13 protein-coding genes are annotated in these 16,407 nt (G+C 33.2%); 11 read left to right on the forward strand and 2 right to left on the reverse strand.

Annotation, left to right across the window (positions count from 1 at the left end; translation table 11 throughout):
- Window positions 1–60 precede the first annotated feature (60 nt).
- From AC2D8I_RS05800 to guaB, 3 genes are all read left to right on the forward strand, one after another.
- On the forward strand, window positions 61–564 hold the full coding sequence (locus AC2D8I_RS05800; protein WP_484705046.1) for a ferritin: 504 nt from the start codon (window positions 61–63) through the stop codon (window positions 562–564).
- 86 nt (window positions 565–650) lie between these two features.
- Window positions 651–797 (forward strand): hypothetical protein, encoded by a 147-nt coding sequence (locus tag AC2D8I_RS05805; RefSeq protein ID WP_484705047.1) that lies wholly within the window; start codon window positions 651–653, stop codon window positions 795–797.
- 270 nt (window positions 798–1,067) lie between these two features.
- Window positions 1,068–2,537, forward strand: coding sequence for an IMP dehydrogenase (gene guaB, locus AC2D8I_RS05810; RefSeq protein ID WP_484705086.1), 1,470 nt, complete (start codon window positions 1,068–1,070; stop codon window positions 2,535–2,537).
- A gap of 62 nt (window positions 2,538–2,599) precedes the next feature.
- Here the strand turns inward: guaB and AC2D8I_RS05815 are convergent, their stop codons facing one another.
- Together AC2D8I_RS05815 and AC2D8I_RS05820 are read right to left on the reverse strand one after the other, a co-directional pair.
- Window positions 2,600–2,836, reverse strand: coding sequence for a hypothetical protein (locus AC2D8I_RS05815; protein WP_484705048.1), 237 nt, complete (start codon window positions 2,834–2,836; stop codon window positions 2,600–2,602).
- Window positions 2,829–3,284, reverse strand: a complete 456-nt coding sequence (locus AC2D8I_RS05820; RefSeq protein ID WP_484705049.1) for an SRPBCC family protein — start codon at window positions 3,282–3,284, stop codon at window positions 2,829–2,831. The genes AC2D8I_RS05815 and AC2D8I_RS05820 overlap by 8 nt, the downstream gene beginning before the upstream one ends.
- A 264-nt stretch (window positions 3,285–3,548) precedes the next feature.
- On the opposite strand from AC2D8I_RS05820, the gene AC2D8I_RS05825 reads away from it, so the two are divergent.
- The 8 genes from AC2D8I_RS05825 (at window position 3,549) to AC2D8I_RS05860 (ending at window position 16,361) form a co-directional block, all read left to right on the forward strand.
- The gene (locus AC2D8I_RS05825) at window positions 3,549–5,480 is read left to right on the forward strand and encodes a peptidylprolyl isomerase (RefSeq protein WP_484705050.1); all 1,932 of its coding nucleotides are present in this window, start codon (window positions 3,549–3,551) and stop codon (window positions 5,478–5,480) included.
- Window positions 5,481–5,509: 29 nt separating this feature from the next.
- Complete coding sequence (locus tag AC2D8I_RS05830; protein ID WP_484705051.1) at window positions 5,510–6,328, forward strand: peptidyl-prolyl cis-trans isomerase; 819 nt, start codon at window positions 5,510–5,512, stop codon at window positions 6,326–6,328.
- Window positions 6,291–7,736: a peptidylprolyl isomerase gene (locus tag AC2D8I_RS05835; protein ID WP_484705052.1), complete on the forward strand. Its 1,446-nt coding sequence runs from the start codon at window positions 6,291–6,293 to the stop codon at window positions 7,734–7,736. The genes AC2D8I_RS05830 and AC2D8I_RS05835 overlap by 38 nt, the downstream gene beginning before the upstream one ends.
- Window positions 7,737–7,746: 10 nt before the next feature.
- The gene (locus tag AC2D8I_RS05840) at window positions 7,747–8,700 is read left to right on the forward strand and encodes an AAA family ATPase (RefSeq protein WP_484705053.1); all 954 of its coding nucleotides are present in this window, start codon (window positions 7,747–7,749) and stop codon (window positions 8,698–8,700) included.
- A 427-nt stretch (window positions 8,701–9,127) separates the two neighbouring features.
- Entirely contained in the window at window positions 9,128–11,905 is a 2,778-nt protein-coding gene (locus tag AC2D8I_RS05845) for a bifunctional aconitate hydratase 2/2-methylisocitrate dehydratase (RefSeq protein WP_484705054.1), read from the forward strand.
- A 186-nt stretch (window positions 11,906–12,091) separates the two neighbouring features.
- Window positions 12,092–14,362: an aconitate hydratase gene (locus AC2D8I_RS05850; RefSeq protein WP_484705055.1), complete on the forward strand. Its 2,271-nt coding sequence runs from the start codon at window positions 12,092–12,094 to the stop codon at window positions 14,360–14,362.
- A gap of 343 nt (window positions 14,363–14,705) precedes the next feature.
- Complete coding sequence (locus AC2D8I_RS05855) at window positions 14,706–15,377, forward strand: Crp/Fnr family transcriptional regulator (RefSeq protein ID WP_484705056.1); 672 nt, start codon at window positions 14,706–14,708, stop codon at window positions 15,375–15,377.
- Window positions 15,378–15,458: 81 nt separating this feature from the next.
- On the forward strand, window positions 15,459–16,361 hold the full coding sequence (locus AC2D8I_RS05860; RefSeq protein WP_484705057.1) for an anti-sigma factor: 903 nt from the start codon (window positions 15,459–15,461) through the stop codon (window positions 16,359–16,361).
- The last annotated feature ends 46 nt before the right edge of the window (window positions 16,362–16,407 follow it).

Genomic DNA, 16,407 nt, shown 5'->3' on the forward strand with positions numbered 1-16,407 from the left:
ATTTTAATTTAATACTTTTAGCTGTAAAAAGTTCATTATATTCGCTTAAAAATAAAAACTATGAACACATCTATAGAAAAATTACTTAATAATCAAATCAAGTATGAAGCGCAAGCTTCAATGCAATATTTAGCAATGGCTTCTTGGGCAGATGCTGAAGGTTATAATGGTGTAAGCGATTTTTTTTACAGTCAATCGGAAGAAGAACGGGTACACATGACTAAATTAGTCAAGTTTGTTAATGAAAGAGGAGGTAAGGTTTTAATTCCAGAATTAGATAAACCAACCGCTGAATTTAAAAATCTTAATGAACTCTTTGAAACGTTTTTAGCAAGTGAGATTTTTGTAACAGAACAGATAAACCATGTGATTTATGAATGTTTAAAACATAAAGATTATAATGTACATAATTTTATGCAATGGTATGTCACAGAACAATTGGAGGAAGAAGCTATGGCTAGAACCCTGTTAGATAAATTAAACATAATCGGTAACGACAAATCAGGACATTATCTGTTTGACCGTGATATTAATACGATTGCAGCTTCCCAAAATAAAGAATAGTTAAGCAATCCTTAAATATTTTAAAGATTCCTTTTTTAGGAATCTTTTTTTTGTAAATTTGCGCTTATTTAGAATAAATAAAAATAATGAGAACAGATTTTACTACAGAAATGCCTTGTGTTATCATTGCAGCGCCTTGTGTACTTTCTTGCGATGGCAACAAAAAAAAGAAATGCTGTAAGAAGTACAAGAAAAAAGGGAAATCAAACTGCAAACGTTGCCCTAAAATGTAATGATTATTATTAGTAATTTCCCTGTATTTTATAAACGTTAATAGTTTTATAAAGATACTAGTTTAAGAGCTTGGTTCGATAAGAGGTAAAAGGTGAGTACTTCCTAATAAAGCTTAAATTTAATGTTAACATTACAAGAAAAACATACTGTTTTAAATAGCGTAAATAAAATTAGAGTTCATCGTTCTTGGGGATTTTTATATTCTTTATTTAATAGCTAAATTAATAAGAATAAAACTGTATATTTGCTTGCAATTAATTCTAATTGCAATGACAGCACACGAAAATAAAATTGTAGGAGAGGGTTTAACCTACGACGACGTCCTTTTAGTTCCAGCCTTTTCAGAAGTACTACCTAGAGCGGTTAATATCCAAACAAAATTCACACGTAATATTACAATTAATGTGCCTATAGTATCAGCAGCTATGGATACCGTTACAGAAAGCGCTATGGCTATAGCTATGGCAAGAGAAGGCGGTATTGGCGTACTGCATAAAAATATGACGATAGCACAGCAGGCTCAAAAAGTTCGTAAGGTAAAGCGTGCCGAAAGTGGAATGATTATTGACCCAGTAACTTTGCCATTAGATGCTGTTGTTTTAGATGCAAAGCAACAAATGAAGGAACATAGTATAGGAGGCATTCCAATTGTAGATAACGATGGAATGTTAAAAGGAATTGTTACCAATCGTGATTTAAGATTTGAGCATAAAAATGAACGTCCTATTATAGAAGTAATGACCAGTGAAAACCTTGTCACTGCACCCGTTGGAACCTCTTTAAAAGATGCTGAAAAAATTCTTCAAGAAAATAAAATAGAGAAACTATTAATTGTTGAAGGAAATAAGCTTGTTGGGTTAATTACATTTAGAGATATTACTAAAGTAACTCAAAAACCAATAGCCAATAAAGATAGTTATGGTCGTTTACGTGTAGCTGCAGCTATAGGCGTAACAGGTGATGCCGTAGATAGAGCAGAAGCTTTAGTTAATGCAGGGGTAGATGCTATTATAATAGATACAGCGCATGGGCATACCAAAGGTGTTGTATTAGTACTAAAAGATATAAAAAAGAAATTCCCATCTTTAGAAATAGTTGTAGGTAATATTGCAACAGCAGAAGCAGCTAGGTATTTGGTTGAAGCTGGAGCAGATGCTGTAAAAGTAGGTATAGGTCCAGGTTCCATTTGTACAACACGTGTGGTTGCAGGTGTTGGATTTCCTCAATTCTCTGCGGTGCTTGAAGTGGCAACAGCTATAAAAGGATCTGGAGTACCAGTTATTGCAGACGGTGGTATTCGTTATACAGGCGATATCCCCAAGGCCATTGCAGCAGGCGCAGACTGTGTGATGTTAGGATCATTATTAGCAGGAACAAAAGAGTCTCCAGGCGAAACGATTATATATGAAGGACGTAAGTTTAAGTCCTATCGTGGAATGGGCTCGGTTGAGGCTATGAAACAAGGGAGTAAAGATCGCTATTTTCAAGATGTAGAAGATGATATTAAGAAATTAGTACCCGAAGGAATTGTAGGACGTGTGCCTTATAAAGGAGAATTATACGAAAGTATTCATCAATTTATTGGCGGACTAAGAGCCGGAATGGGCTATTGTGGAGCCAAAGATGTTGAAACCTTGAAAGAAACGGGGCGGTTTGTTAAAATTACAGCTTCTGGAATCAATGAAAGTCATCCGCATGATGTTACCATTACCAAGGAAGCGCCTAATTATTCAAGATAATTTATAATTTTAGAATGGATTTTGCTAAAAACTAGTGAATGTGCTAGTTTTTAGCAGGTGGTTCATTCAGAATATACTTGCCCTCTATGCGGTTTTAGTGCATCTCTAACGGGTTTCATTTCATTATCGTTTACTACCATAAACGCTATAGCATGTACTTCAGACAGAGGTTCAAAGCCCGTAATGTCAAGTGTTAATTTTTGAATAGTAATGTATTCCTTTAAATGTATTTCATGATGTTCAGCTATTTTTAAAGCATCAGGACCACGAAAATCCCAGATTAATTTAAGTTTACGCATCTAATATAGAGGTGCCTTTTTCGGCAAAGTTTTTAAAGTTATTTAAGTGTTTTAGTGTTCTTCTTTTTAAAACACGAGGCATTATTATAGTCATTATACGCGTAATGGAATTTGTGGCTATAAATTCACTTTTGGAAATCCATTTAGTGTAACCTTCCGAGGTGTTTTCAAAATAATTCTTTTGAATATTATGCATCCCCTTAGTATCGTAATTCATATGGAGTTCCCGAGGAAGATCTGCGTAGACTATAGTTTCAACAAGAGCAACTTTTTTTTTGCCAAAAACATAGTTTAGCTTCATTTGAGCGCCAGTCTTACCGGGGCTTCCTGAAAGATGTTCGAAACTGGCCAACCCTTTTTTCCAATATTTCATATTATTGTGGTTATCTAGTTTCTTTATAAACATTTCAATAGGTAGTTCTATAATAATTTCTGAGGTGTATTTCATATAAAAAGAAATAATTTTAGTAATTTATAAAAAATTATGAAACTTCATTTAAAATGTCGCTCAATTAGATTTTTTTTCGATAAACAGGATTTTATATATAAGTCTTAATTAAGGCATTTTCTAAAATAGTTACGTATTTTAATAGAATTAAGACTATTTAACTTTTATTTTTTTAGAACACTAAATAAACTAATACATCGTTACTATTGTACTTGCTTTATAGGTTAATATTATTATTTTTGCAACTATTGTTAAACAGAAATTATGAGAATTAAATTTTTATTATGTTTTGTAAACGTATTGTTTACGGTATTTCTAACGGCTCAAAATAAAAAGGAAGACGTCCTTTTTACAATAGAAAATGATTCAGTTTATGCATCAGAATTTATTAGAGTATACAATAAGAATTTAGAATTGGTTAAAGACAACTCTCAGAAAGATGTTGACGCATATTTAAAACTGTTTATTAAATACAAATTAAAATTACAAGAAGCAAAAGCTTTAGGCTTAGATACAAAAGGAACTTACTTAAGAGAATTTGATAGTTATAAACGACAACTGTCTAAAAACTATTTAACAGATACAAAAGTAACCGAGGCTTTAGTTAAAGAAGCATATGAAAGAATGGGAGAAGAGGTTAATGCCAGTCATATACTCGTTCGAATAGATGAAAATGCATCTTCAAAAGATAGCCTAGAAGCATACAATGAAATTTTAAAGTTAAGAAATCGGGTCCTTGCAGAAGGCTACAAAACTGTACAAAAAGATGTCCATAATGGAAAAACCATATTTGCAGAAGATTTAGGTTATTTTTCAGCATTTAAAATGGTTTATGATTTTGAAAATGCTGCATTTAACACAAATAAAGGCGATATTTCACAGCCCTTTAGAACACGTTTTGGGTTTCACGTACTTACCGTTTTAGATAAACGACCTTCAAGAGGAGAAGTTACTGTAGCTCACATTATGATTAAAGATGATGAAACCAAAATCAATGAGATATATAAACGGATACAACAAGGCGAAGACTTTGAAGCATTAGCAAAACAATTTTCAGAAGATAAAAGCTCATCAAATAAAGGCGGGAAGTTAAATCCATTTTCTGGAGGAGAGTTAAGTTCTAGTGCTTTTGAAACGGTTGCATTCGGTCTAGAGAAAGAAGAGGTTTCTAAACCTTTTAAAAGTGAATTTGGATGGCATATCGTTAAACTTTATGAAAAAAAAGGAAGAGCTCCTTATAATGAAGTGAAACCAAAACTTGAAGCTAAAATTAGAAGAGATTCTCGTTCTAAATTAATAAATTCTTCAAGATTAAATACATTAAAAGAACGCTATGCTATTAAAGTAACCGAAACAGGGCTCCCCTACTTTAAAAGCATAGTAAATAATACTTATCTAGACGGTAGCTGGAAATTACCTGCTGATTTTAAAGGCGCACTTCCCTTTTTAAAAATAGAAGGGCGACAATTGACAAATAATGATTTTGGTCAATTTTTAATGAAAACTCAAAGACAGCGCACAGGAAAAAAAACGATAAATGATATTGTAGAATATAAATACCAAAGTTTCTTTGAAGGCGAATTATTAAAGTATCAAGAACAAAACCTAGAAAAAGAAAATGAAGAATACGCCCAAATACTGGGAGAGTATAGAGATGGCCTTTTGTTGTTTGATTTAATGGAAACAGAAATATGGAATGCCGCAAAAACCGATACAGTAGCATTAAAAGCGTATTATAATACACATAAAGACGCCTATTTTTATAAAGAACGTATAGATGCTGTTGTGGCCTCTTCTGCTAAAAAGAGTGATATTAAAAAAGTGGCTAAACTTTTAAAACAAGGAAAAAGTATCGATGAGATAAAAGAAGCTCTAAATACTAATGATAAAATAAATGTAAGCTTTACAGCAGAAAGAATGACCAAAGGCCATCAGGCATTACCTGAAAAATTTCAATTTAAAAAAGGCGTTTCTAAAATATATAAACATAATGATGCGTATATTGTAGTAAATGTTAATACAATACTTCCAATAACACCAAAAACGTTTGTAGAAACAAAAGGTAAGGTGGTTAGTGATTATCAGTCGTTTAAAGAAGAAAACTGGTTAAATGCATTAGCACAAAAGTATACTGTTAAAATAAGCGAGTCTGTATTGGAATCTGTAAAAGCGAAAATTAAAAATCAGAAATCATAAAAAAGAAACTACTACTTATAGGGATATTAATGATACTTGCATCTTGTGAGTATTTTAAGCCAACCGCAACAGAAAATGCTGTGGCAAGGGCAAATGATGCTTTTTTATATAAAGAAGACATTCTAAGTATTTTGCCAGAAAATTATACTAAGGAAGACAGTGTAATTATGGTTAATGATTTTATTAACCGATGGGCTACAAAACAGCTATTAGTTAAAGGCGCGGAATTAAATCTAAACGAAGCAATTCAAAAAGAGTTTAATAAATTGGCAGATCAGTATAAAAGTGACTTATATAGTAAAGCATATATGGAAGCTTTGGTATACAAGAATCTAGATACAGTAGTTTCATTAGAAGAAGCAATATCTTATTACGAAAGAAATAAAGAAGCTTTTAAACTAAATGAAGAACTAATAAAATTTAGATATATAAATGTAGATAATAATAGGCTGGATTTTAAAGATTTGAAAAATAAATTTAAACGCTTCAATACAGAAGATAAAAAAGAATTAGATTCTATTTCAATTCAATTTAAATCCTATTATTTAAAGGATTCAGTATGGATTCGTTTAGACCAAGTAATTCCTAAAATACCTGTAATCAATAAAGAAAATAAATGCGAACTGTTAAAAAAAACTAATTTTGTACAGCTCAAAGATTCATTAGGATTATATTTGATGCAAGTTAATGATGTTTTATTAAGAAACAGTACAGCGCCATTGGAATATGTAAAACCTACAATAGATCAAATAGTGGTTAACAAGCGTAAATTAGAACTCATTAAAAAGTTAAAAAAGGACATTGCTAAAGATGCCATTAAAAATAAACAATTTGAAATTTATAATTAATTTGAAACACCTCATAGCATTAAGCTTAACTCTTTTTGTTGCATACGGAATTACTGCACAAGAAATAATAGAAGATACCCCAACAGTTAAAGAAACAGATAGTGTACAACCATTTAAGATGCAAAAAGTAGATGGGGTTGCAGCAGTTGTAGGAGATTATATTGTATTAGATTCAGATGTCGATATTATGATTTCTCAGTTTAAAACGCAAGGTGTAGATATGGCAAATGTTACCAGATGCCAATTATTTGGAAAGCTTTTAGAAGATAAGTTATATGCACACCAAGCCATTCAAGATAGTATTTTTGTTAGTGATGCAGAGATTCGTTCTTACGTAAACCAACAAATAGAGCAATTCAAACTACAATTTAATGGCTCTTTAGATGAAGTATTGAAGTTTTATAAAAAAGAAGACGAAAAAGGCCTTAGGGAAGAAATGATGGAAATCAATAAAACAAATAAATTGGCTTCCGAAATGCAGAAAAAAATTGTAGAAGATGTAGAAGTTACTCCAGAAGAAGTACGTCAATTTTTTAATAAAATCCCTAAGGATGAGCGCCCAACCTTTGGTACAGAACTTAAAGTCTCTGAAATCGTTGTTGAACCTATGGTTAGTGACGAAGAAAAGGAAAGAGTCATAAACCAATTAAAAGGATTTAAAAGAGATGTAGAAGAAAACGGAGCCAACTTTAGATCTAAAGCTGTTTTATACACCGATGATCCAGGATCTAAAAAAACAGGAGGATTATATACCTTAAATAGAAGCCGACCTAGAATGGCTAAAGAATTTAGAGAAGTCGCTTTTTCTTTACAAGAAGGCGAGATTTCAGAACCATTCGAAACACAGTTTGGATACCATATTATTTATTTAGAGAAAATAAGAGGACAAGAGTACGATGTAAGACACATTTTACTAATACCAGAAGTCTCTAGTAAAGCAATTAAAGCTGCTAAAGAAAAGCTGGAAAATATTAGACAAAACATTGTGGATGGTAATATAACATTTGATGCAGCTGCAAGAGAATCTAGTGATGAAGAAAAAACTAAATTTCAAGGCGGAAAGCTTATTAATCCAGTAACACAAGACTATAATTTTGAACTCACTAAAATGGATCCAGAATTATATGGTCAAATACAAGGACTTAAGGATGGGAAAATATCGCCTGTAATTCAAGATCAAGATAGAACTGGAAATGTGAAATTTAAAATATTAAGTATTACAGACAGAATAGAAGATCACGAAGCGGATTATTCGAGAGATTATTTAAAAATAAAGGAGCTGGCATTGAATGAAAAGCGTATTAAAGCTATAGATAAATGGCAAGATGAAAAAATTAAAGACACTTACATAAAAATAAGTGGAAATTACAGAGATTGTGAGTTTAATAGCAACTGGTTAAAAAAATAAAGTATAACGAATGTCAGACGTATCAGCAGTAAACCAATTAGTAAAAAAATATAACGATCTAAGAAAAGAAATAGCTAAGGTAATAGTCGGGCAAGATGACGTTGTTAATCAGATATTAATTTCTGTTTTTTCAGGCGGACATGCCTTACTTATTGGTGTACCTGGTTTGGCAAAAACATTAATGGTTAATACTATTGCACAAGCATTAGGCTTAAATTTCAAACGCATACAATTTACGCCAGATTTAATGCCAAGTGATATATTGGGAAGTGAAATACTGGATGAGAGTAGAAATTTTAAATTTATAAAAGGACCAATATTTTCTAATATAATACTGGCAGACGAAATTAATCGAACACCACCAAAAACGCAAGCAGCACTGTTGGAAGCAATGCAAGAACGGGCTGTAACCGTTGCGGGACATCATTATAAATTAGACCTGCCTTATTTTGTGTTGGCGACACAAAATCCAATAGAACAAGAAGGAACCTATCCTTTACCTGAAGCACAATTAGACCGTTTTATGTTTGCAATACATTTAAACTATCCATCATTCGCAGAGGAGGTTGAAGTGGTAAAGGCAACGACTACCAATAACAAACCAACTATAAATGCGTTATTTACAGCAAAAGAAATTATAGCGTTCCAAGAGTTAATTCGTCGCATTCCTGTAGCCGATAATGTTATAGAATATGCCGTAACTATGGTTGGTAAAACAAGGCCAAATAGTGATGCCGCACCAGAGTTAGTTAAAAATTACGTCGATTGGGGAGCGGGGCCTAGAGCGTCACAAAACTTAATATTGGCAGCAAAAACTCACGCTGCTATAAACGGTAAATTTTCTCCAGATATAGAAAATGTTCAAGCTGTAGCAACAAGTATTCTACGTCATAGAATGATTAAGAATTACAAGGCCGAAGCCGAAGGTATTACCGAAGAAAAAATTATTAAATCTTTATTTTAATTACAATACCCATTGCTCAACACATTTAAAATAATAGCGTTTTGAATAACGTATTATGACTTCTAGCATTATCTAAAGACATCAAAAAAGAATAATTTAATACTTACTACCATTTTTTTAACGATTAGTAATTATTAATTTGTTAATAATCAGGTGTGAAAAAGTGATTTATTGAATTTAACGGGCTTTTTTTGTAGATTCAATAAAAATAGTTTAGACAAATTCTATATTGACTGAATATATTTCAAAACACATATCATTTTTGTAAATTCGCAAAAATATAACAGACTATAGCTTACAATTATTGTTAGTTTTGAATTTTATAGAATCAGAAATAAATACTCAAAACGTTAAAAGGCATTAACTCTAGCAAGAGTGTTTATACGTAAGTTTTAAGTCTTCCTAAAACATTAAAAAAAGATCTTTTATGAATATTTATAAAGATTATCTCAAAGAGATAGAAGAAAGAAAAAAATTAGGGCTTAACCCTAAACCAATAGATGGTGCAGAATTATTAAGTGCTATTATTTCACAAATAAAAGATGTAAATAATGCCGATCGAAAAGCATCTCTTAATTTTTTTATATATAATGTTTTACCTGGTACCACAAGTGCAGCGGGAGTTAAAGCTAAATTTTTAAAAGAGATTATTTTAGGAGAATCTGTTATAGCAGAGATTTCACCAGCCTTTGCATTTGAGCAATTAGCACACATGAAAGGAGGGCCTTCTGTAGAAGTCTTATTAGATTTAGCTTTAGGAAACGATGCTGTAATCGCTAAAGAAGCGACAACCGTTTTAAAAACACAGGTTTTCTTATACGAAGCAGATACAGAGCGTATAAAAACAGCTTATGATACCGGAAGTGAAGTCGCTAAAGAACTTCTAGAAAGTTATGCAAAAGCAGAGTTTTTTACAAAATTACCAGAATTAGAAGAAGAAGTACAAGTGGTAACCTATGTTGCAGGAGTAGGAGATATTTCTACAGATTTATTATCTCCTGGTGGTGATGCACATTCTAGATCAGATCGTGAGTTACACGGCCAGTGTTTGTTCGAGCATAACAAGGACATGCAAAATGAATTGTTAGCCTTGCAAAAACAGCACCCCAATAAGCGCGTAATGTTGGTTGCAGAAAAAGGAACAATGGGCGTTGGCTCATCAAGAATGTCTGGTGTAAATAATGTTGCTTTATGGACCGGTATTCAGGCTAGTGAGTATGTGCCATTTATTAATATAGCACCAGTAATTGCTGGAACAAATGGAATTTCTCCAATTTTCTTAACTACTGTTGGTGTAACAGGCGGTATTGGTTTAGATCTTAAGAATTGGGTTAAACAAAAAGACGCAGACGGAAATACCATTTTTGATGAGGCAGGAGACCCTGTTTTAAAGCAAGAATATTCAGTTGAAACAGGAACAGTACTTACCATTAATACCAAAGAAAAGAAGTTATATAATGGCGATACTTTCTTAAAAGATATTTCTCCAGCATTTACGCCTCAGAAGATGGAATTTATGAAAGCAGGCGGTTCTTACGCAGTTGTTTTCGGTAAAAAATTGCAAACATTTGCTGCAAAAGTGTTAGGAATAGAAGTTCCTCAAGTATATGCGACCTCAAAAGAAATTTCTCATGAAGGACAAGGGTTAACAGCAGTAGAAAAAATATTTAATAAGAATGCAGTAGGTACTACACCAGGAAAAACATTACATGCCGGTTCCGATGTTCGTGTTGAAGTAAACATTGTAGGGTCTCAAGATACTACAGGATTAATGACCTCTCAGGAATTAGAGATGATGGCTGCTACAGTGGTTTCTCCAATTGTTGATGCCGGTTACCAATCCGGATGTCATACAGCTTCTGTATGGGATGATAAATCTAAAGCAAACATTCCTAGATTAATGCAATTTATGAATGATTTCGGTTTAATTACGGCACGTGATCCTAAAGGAAAATATCATGCCATGACAGATGTTATCCATAAAGTATTAAATGATATTGCTGTAGACGATTGGGATGTTATTATAGGTGGAGATTCCCATACACGTATGTCTAAAGGAGTTGCTTTTGGTGCCGATTCAGGTACGGTAGCCTTGGCTTTAGCGACAGGGGAAGCCTCAATGCCAATCCCTCAATCAGTTAAAGTAACATTTAAAGGAGACATGAAATCTTATATGGATTTCCGTGATGTTGTACATGCAACACAGCAACAAATGTTAAAGCAGTTTAGTGGAGAAAATGTATTCCAAGGCCGAATTATAGAAGTTCATATTGGAACATTAACAGCCGATCAAGCTTTTACTTTTACAGATTGGACTGCTGAAATGAAAGCTAAAGCTTCTATCTGTATTTCAGAAGATGAAACCTTAATAGAATCTTTAGAAATTGCAAGAGATCGTATCCTAATCATGATTGAAAAAGGAATGGATAACGAAAAGCAAATGTTACAAGGGTTAGTAGATAAAGCAAATAATAGAATAACAGAAGTAAAGACAGGTGTTAAATCTGCTTTAAAACCAGACGCAGATGCGAAATATTATGCCGAGGTTGTTATTGATTTAGATGAAATTGCAGAACCTATGATTGCCGATCCAGACGTAAATAATGATGATGTCTCTAAACGTTATACACACGATACTATAAGGCCATTATCTTACTATGGAGGAACCAAAAAAGTAGATTTAGGATTCGTAGGATCTTGTATGGTACACAAAGGCGATATGAAAATTTTAGCTCAAATGTTAAAAAACATTGAAGCACAACACGGTAAGGTTGAATTTAATGCACCGTTAGTAGTCGCACCACCAACCTATAATATTGTTGATGAGTTAAAAGCAGAAGGCGATTGGGAAGTCTTACAAAAATATTCAGGATTTGAATTTGATGATAACGCACCCAAAGGATTAGCACGTACTAAATACGAAAACTTATTATATTTAGAACGCCCTGGTTGTAACTTATGTATGGGGAACCAAGAAAAAGCAGAACCAGGAGATACAGTAATGGCTACATCAACACGATTATTTCAAGGAAGAGTTGTTAAAGATTCAGGAGCGAAAAAAGGAGAATCTTTATTATCATCTACTCCAGTAGTTGTGCTATCTACAATTTTGGGAAGAACACCAACTATGGAAGAGTATGAAGCTGCTGTAGACGGTATAGTGCTAACAAGATTTAAACCCTCTCAAAAACAATTAGTAATGTAATTATATGTTATCATTTAATATAGAGCCCGAGTATGTTACTCGGGCTTTTTTTATAACTAATATTTATGAAAAGATTAAATAGAAAAGCTAAATACGGGTATTATTTTATAATATAGACAAGCGGTTTTAAACATTATTTTTTTTGCTAAATTAGTAGTGTAACAAAAAAATAATAAATAATAATTTATGGCTTTTGATATTGAAATGATTAAAGAGGTGTATTCTAAAGTGGTTGAACGCGTGGAAGTTGCTCGTAAAATTACAGGGAAACCACTTACCTTAGCAGAGAAAATTTTATATACTCATTTATGGGACGGCACGCCAGATAAGGCTTTCGAAAGAGGTAAAGATTATGTAAATTTTGCTCCAGACCGTATCGCTTGCCAAGACGCAACAGCGCAAATGGCATTATTGCAATTTATGCAAGCAGGAAAAAATAAAGTTGCAGTTCCCACAACAGTGCATTGTGATCACTTAATTCAAGCAAAAGATGGTGCCGCAAGAGATTTAAAAACGGCAAATGATATTAGTAGTGAGGTGTTCGATTTTTTAGAATCAGTATCTAATAAATATGGGATTGGCTTTTGGAAACCAGGTGCAGGAATTATTCATCAAGTTGTTTTAGAAAATTATGCCTTTCCAGGAGGTATGATGATTGGAACAGATTCTCATACAGTAAATGCAGGAGGCTTAGGAATGGTCGCAGTAGGAGTTGGTGGTGCCGATGCTGTTGATGTTATGGCCGGAATGGCATGGGAATTGAAATTTCCTAAATTAATAGGCGTAAAATTAACAGGTCAATTATCGGGTTGGACAGCACCAAAAGATGTTATTTTAAAAGTTGCTGAAATTCTTACGGTAAAAGGAGGTACAGGCGCTATAGTAGAGTATTTTGGCCCTGGCGCTATAGCAATGTCATGTACAGGGAAAGGAACTATTTGTAATATGGGAGCAGAAATAGGCGCAACAACATCTACTTTTGGATACGATGAATCTATGGAACGCTACCTTAGAGCTACAGGTAGAGAAGAAGTCGCTAATGAAGCAAATAAAATTAAAGCATACTTAACAGCAGATACAGAAGTATATGCAAATCCAGAGCAGTATTTCGACCAAGTGATAGAAATAAATCTATCTGAATTAACCCCATTGTTAAATGGGCCGTTTACACCAGATTTGTCGACACCAGTTGGAAGTGTAATGACCCAAAAAGCAAAGGACAATGATTGGCCAATAAATGTAGATTGGGGTTTAATAGGCTCTTGTACAAATTCTTCTTATGAAGATTTATCGCGCGCATCATCAATAGCCCAACAAGCAATAGATAAAGGATTAAAAATGAAAGCAGAGCTAGGGATTAATCCAGGCTCTGAAAAAGTAAGATATACAGCCGATAGAGATGGTATTCTTGGGATATTTGAAAAATTAAACGCTAAAATTTTTACAAATGCATGTGGGCCTTGTATAGGGCAATGGGCTAGATATAGCGATCCTAAAAATGCTCCAAAAAATAGTATAGTTCATTCTTTTAATAGAAATTTTGCTAAAAGAGCCGATGGAAACCCTAACACACATGCCTTTGTTGCTTCGCCAGAAATAACAGCTGCTATAGCTATTTCTGGACGATTAGATTTTAACCCGTTAAGAGATACATTAATTAACGAGGAAGGGGAAGAAGTTATGTTTGATGAGCCTAGAGGTTGGGAGTTACCGCCCAAAGGCTTTGAGGTAAAAGATAATGGATATCTAGCTCCAGAGGCAGACGGAAGCCATATAAAAGTAGTCGTTAACCCTACTTCAGAGCGGTTGCAATTATTAACACCATTTACGCCAATAGGCAGTCATATAAAAGGTGCTAAGTTGTTAATAAAAGCTTTTGGAAAATGCACAACAGACCACATTTCTATGGCAGGACCTTGGTTACGTTACAGAGGCCATTTGGATAATATATCCAACAATTGTTTAATAGGTGCGGTAAATGCCTTTGGTAAAAAAACTAATTTTGTTAAAAATCAATTAACAGGAGAATATGGAGGAGTCCCAGATACCGCAAGAGCATATAAAGCAGCAGGCGTAAGAACAGTCGTTGTAGGAGATCATAATTATGGAGAAGGATCTTCAAGAGAGCATGCCGCTATGGAGCCAAGACATTTGGGGGTCGCAGCAGTAATCGTAAAATCTTTTGCGAGAATTCATGAAACCAATCTTAAAAAGCAAGGCCTGTTAGGCTTGACCTTCGCAAATGAAAGTGATTACGATTTAATTCAAGAAGATGATACTTTTAACTTTATAGATTTAGATGCATTTTCACCAGAAAAACAATTAACATTAGAAATTGTGCATAACGATAAAAGTAAGGATATAATTATGCTAAATCATACATACAATACATCTCAAATAGATTGGTATAATGAAGGATCGGCGTTAAATTTAATTAAAAAAGAGAACGCATTATAGTGCGTGAAATTTTAAAGATTTATACACAGTTTTAAATAACCTATATAGATTATTTAAGAATTTGATTTATAATTAAAGGCTAAATGATGGCAATGTCGTTTAGCTTTTTTTAATAAGTATTGTCTTGCCTTATGAGTAAAATTCTATGTAAGATTGCTAATGCTTTTTTATCTAAGAATAAGATAAGATGAAACTTAATTTAAAACTTTAATTTTAGGTGTTTTAGTGTTAAAAACATAAAGCATTCATAGTCTACAGGGGTGTTTTTTACGTACTTTAAGTAAGTATTTATATTGAATATAGACTATATTTAAATATTAATCTAAAAATAAACGTACTCAAAATGAATTCAATTTGGTTTTTTGAAGATGTTAACCTTTTTAAAATTTTATGCCCTCATAAGTTTAAATCCTATAAAAGCACTCATGAATTTGACGCTTACAAGAAGAAAGATTATATATATTTTGAAGAAGATTCCTCAAATAAGATATTCCTTATAGAAAAAGGGAAAGTTAAAATAGGGTATTATAGTGAAAAGGGAGATGAAGTAGTAAAAGCAATTTTATCAAGCGGACAATTATTTGGAGAAAAAGCAATTTTAGGAGAAGCTAAACGCGATGAATTTGCACAATCTTTAGATAATAAAACATCTATATGTCCCATAGGAGTGGAAACTATGCATAATTTAATGCGCGATAATCAAACCTTTAGTTTTAAGGTGTATAAGTTTATTGGGTTTAAATTTAAGAAGCTGGAACGGAGACTTCAATTGTTAATGTTTAAAGATACAAAAACAAGACTAATAGAGTTTCTAGACGAGCTTTGTACAGAATATGGGTATAATTGTGAAGAAACAGGCGATCATATTATCCACCATCCATATACTCAAAGTGATATCGCCTCCTTAATAGGTACTTCTAGGCCCACATTAAACATTCTTTTAAATGAACTAAAGGAAGAAAACTATCTTAATTTCAATAGAAAAGAAATAAGGATATTAAAAAAAATAGCCTAATGTTAGCTGGCTAACATTTTAGTTGTAATCCTTGCTATAAATTTGTTTGTATATAGTTTATGAACTAAAAAAATAAAAGCAATGATTAAAAAAATGATTTTAGGAGCTTTGGCATTAGGTTTGTTTGCCACTTCTTGTAGTAGTGATGACGATAATACGTCAACACCAGAACCAACAACTTCTCCATTAGAAGTTAATATTAACGGTTTAACCGCTTTAGGCGATGATTTCGTATATGAGGGATGGGTTATAGTCGATGGAAGCGCAGTTTCAACAGGGAGGTTTTCATCAGTAACTTTTCCTCAAACATTTCAAGTAGATACCGAACAATTAGCCTCAGCTACAACATTTGTTTTGACTATAGAACCAGCAGACGATCCAGATCCGTTACCAGCAGCAACAAAAGTATTAGCAGGTGATTTTGATGGTGATGGTGCCGTTGTATGGATTGCACCAGTAACAATAGATGCAAATGATTTTATGGATGCTTCAGGGAAATTTTTCTTAAGAACACCAACAGATGAAGTCCCAGGAGCAGCAAATAATATGAATGATGAATACGGAATATGGTTTGGAACTCCAGAAGCCGTAGGACCGCCTTCAGCAGGCTTGAATTTGCCTACATTGGCGGAAGGATGGAAATATGAAGGATGGGTAATTAGTAATGGGATACCAGTCTCTACAGGGACATTTACAGGATTTACGGAGGTTGACGATTCTAATATGTTTAGTGGCTTAGAAAATAATGATGGCCCACCAATTCCTGGCGAAGATTTCTTATTAGAAGCTCCAGAGGGTGTAATGTTTCCTTTAGATGTAAGAGGACTTACAGCTGTTATAACGATAGAGCCTTTTCCAGATAATTCTCCAGCACCATACGCAATGAAACCATTAAATGGAGAAGCAGGAAATGAAACAGCTCCAACAACTTATGATATGTTACAAGACCTAGAGTCTTTACCAACAGGTTCTGTAACGCGATAATAAATTTGTTTTTATTAAATTTGAAGCGTCATTTTACATATTGTAA

The organism is Lacinutrix sp. YIN62 (genome assembly GCF_057219185.1).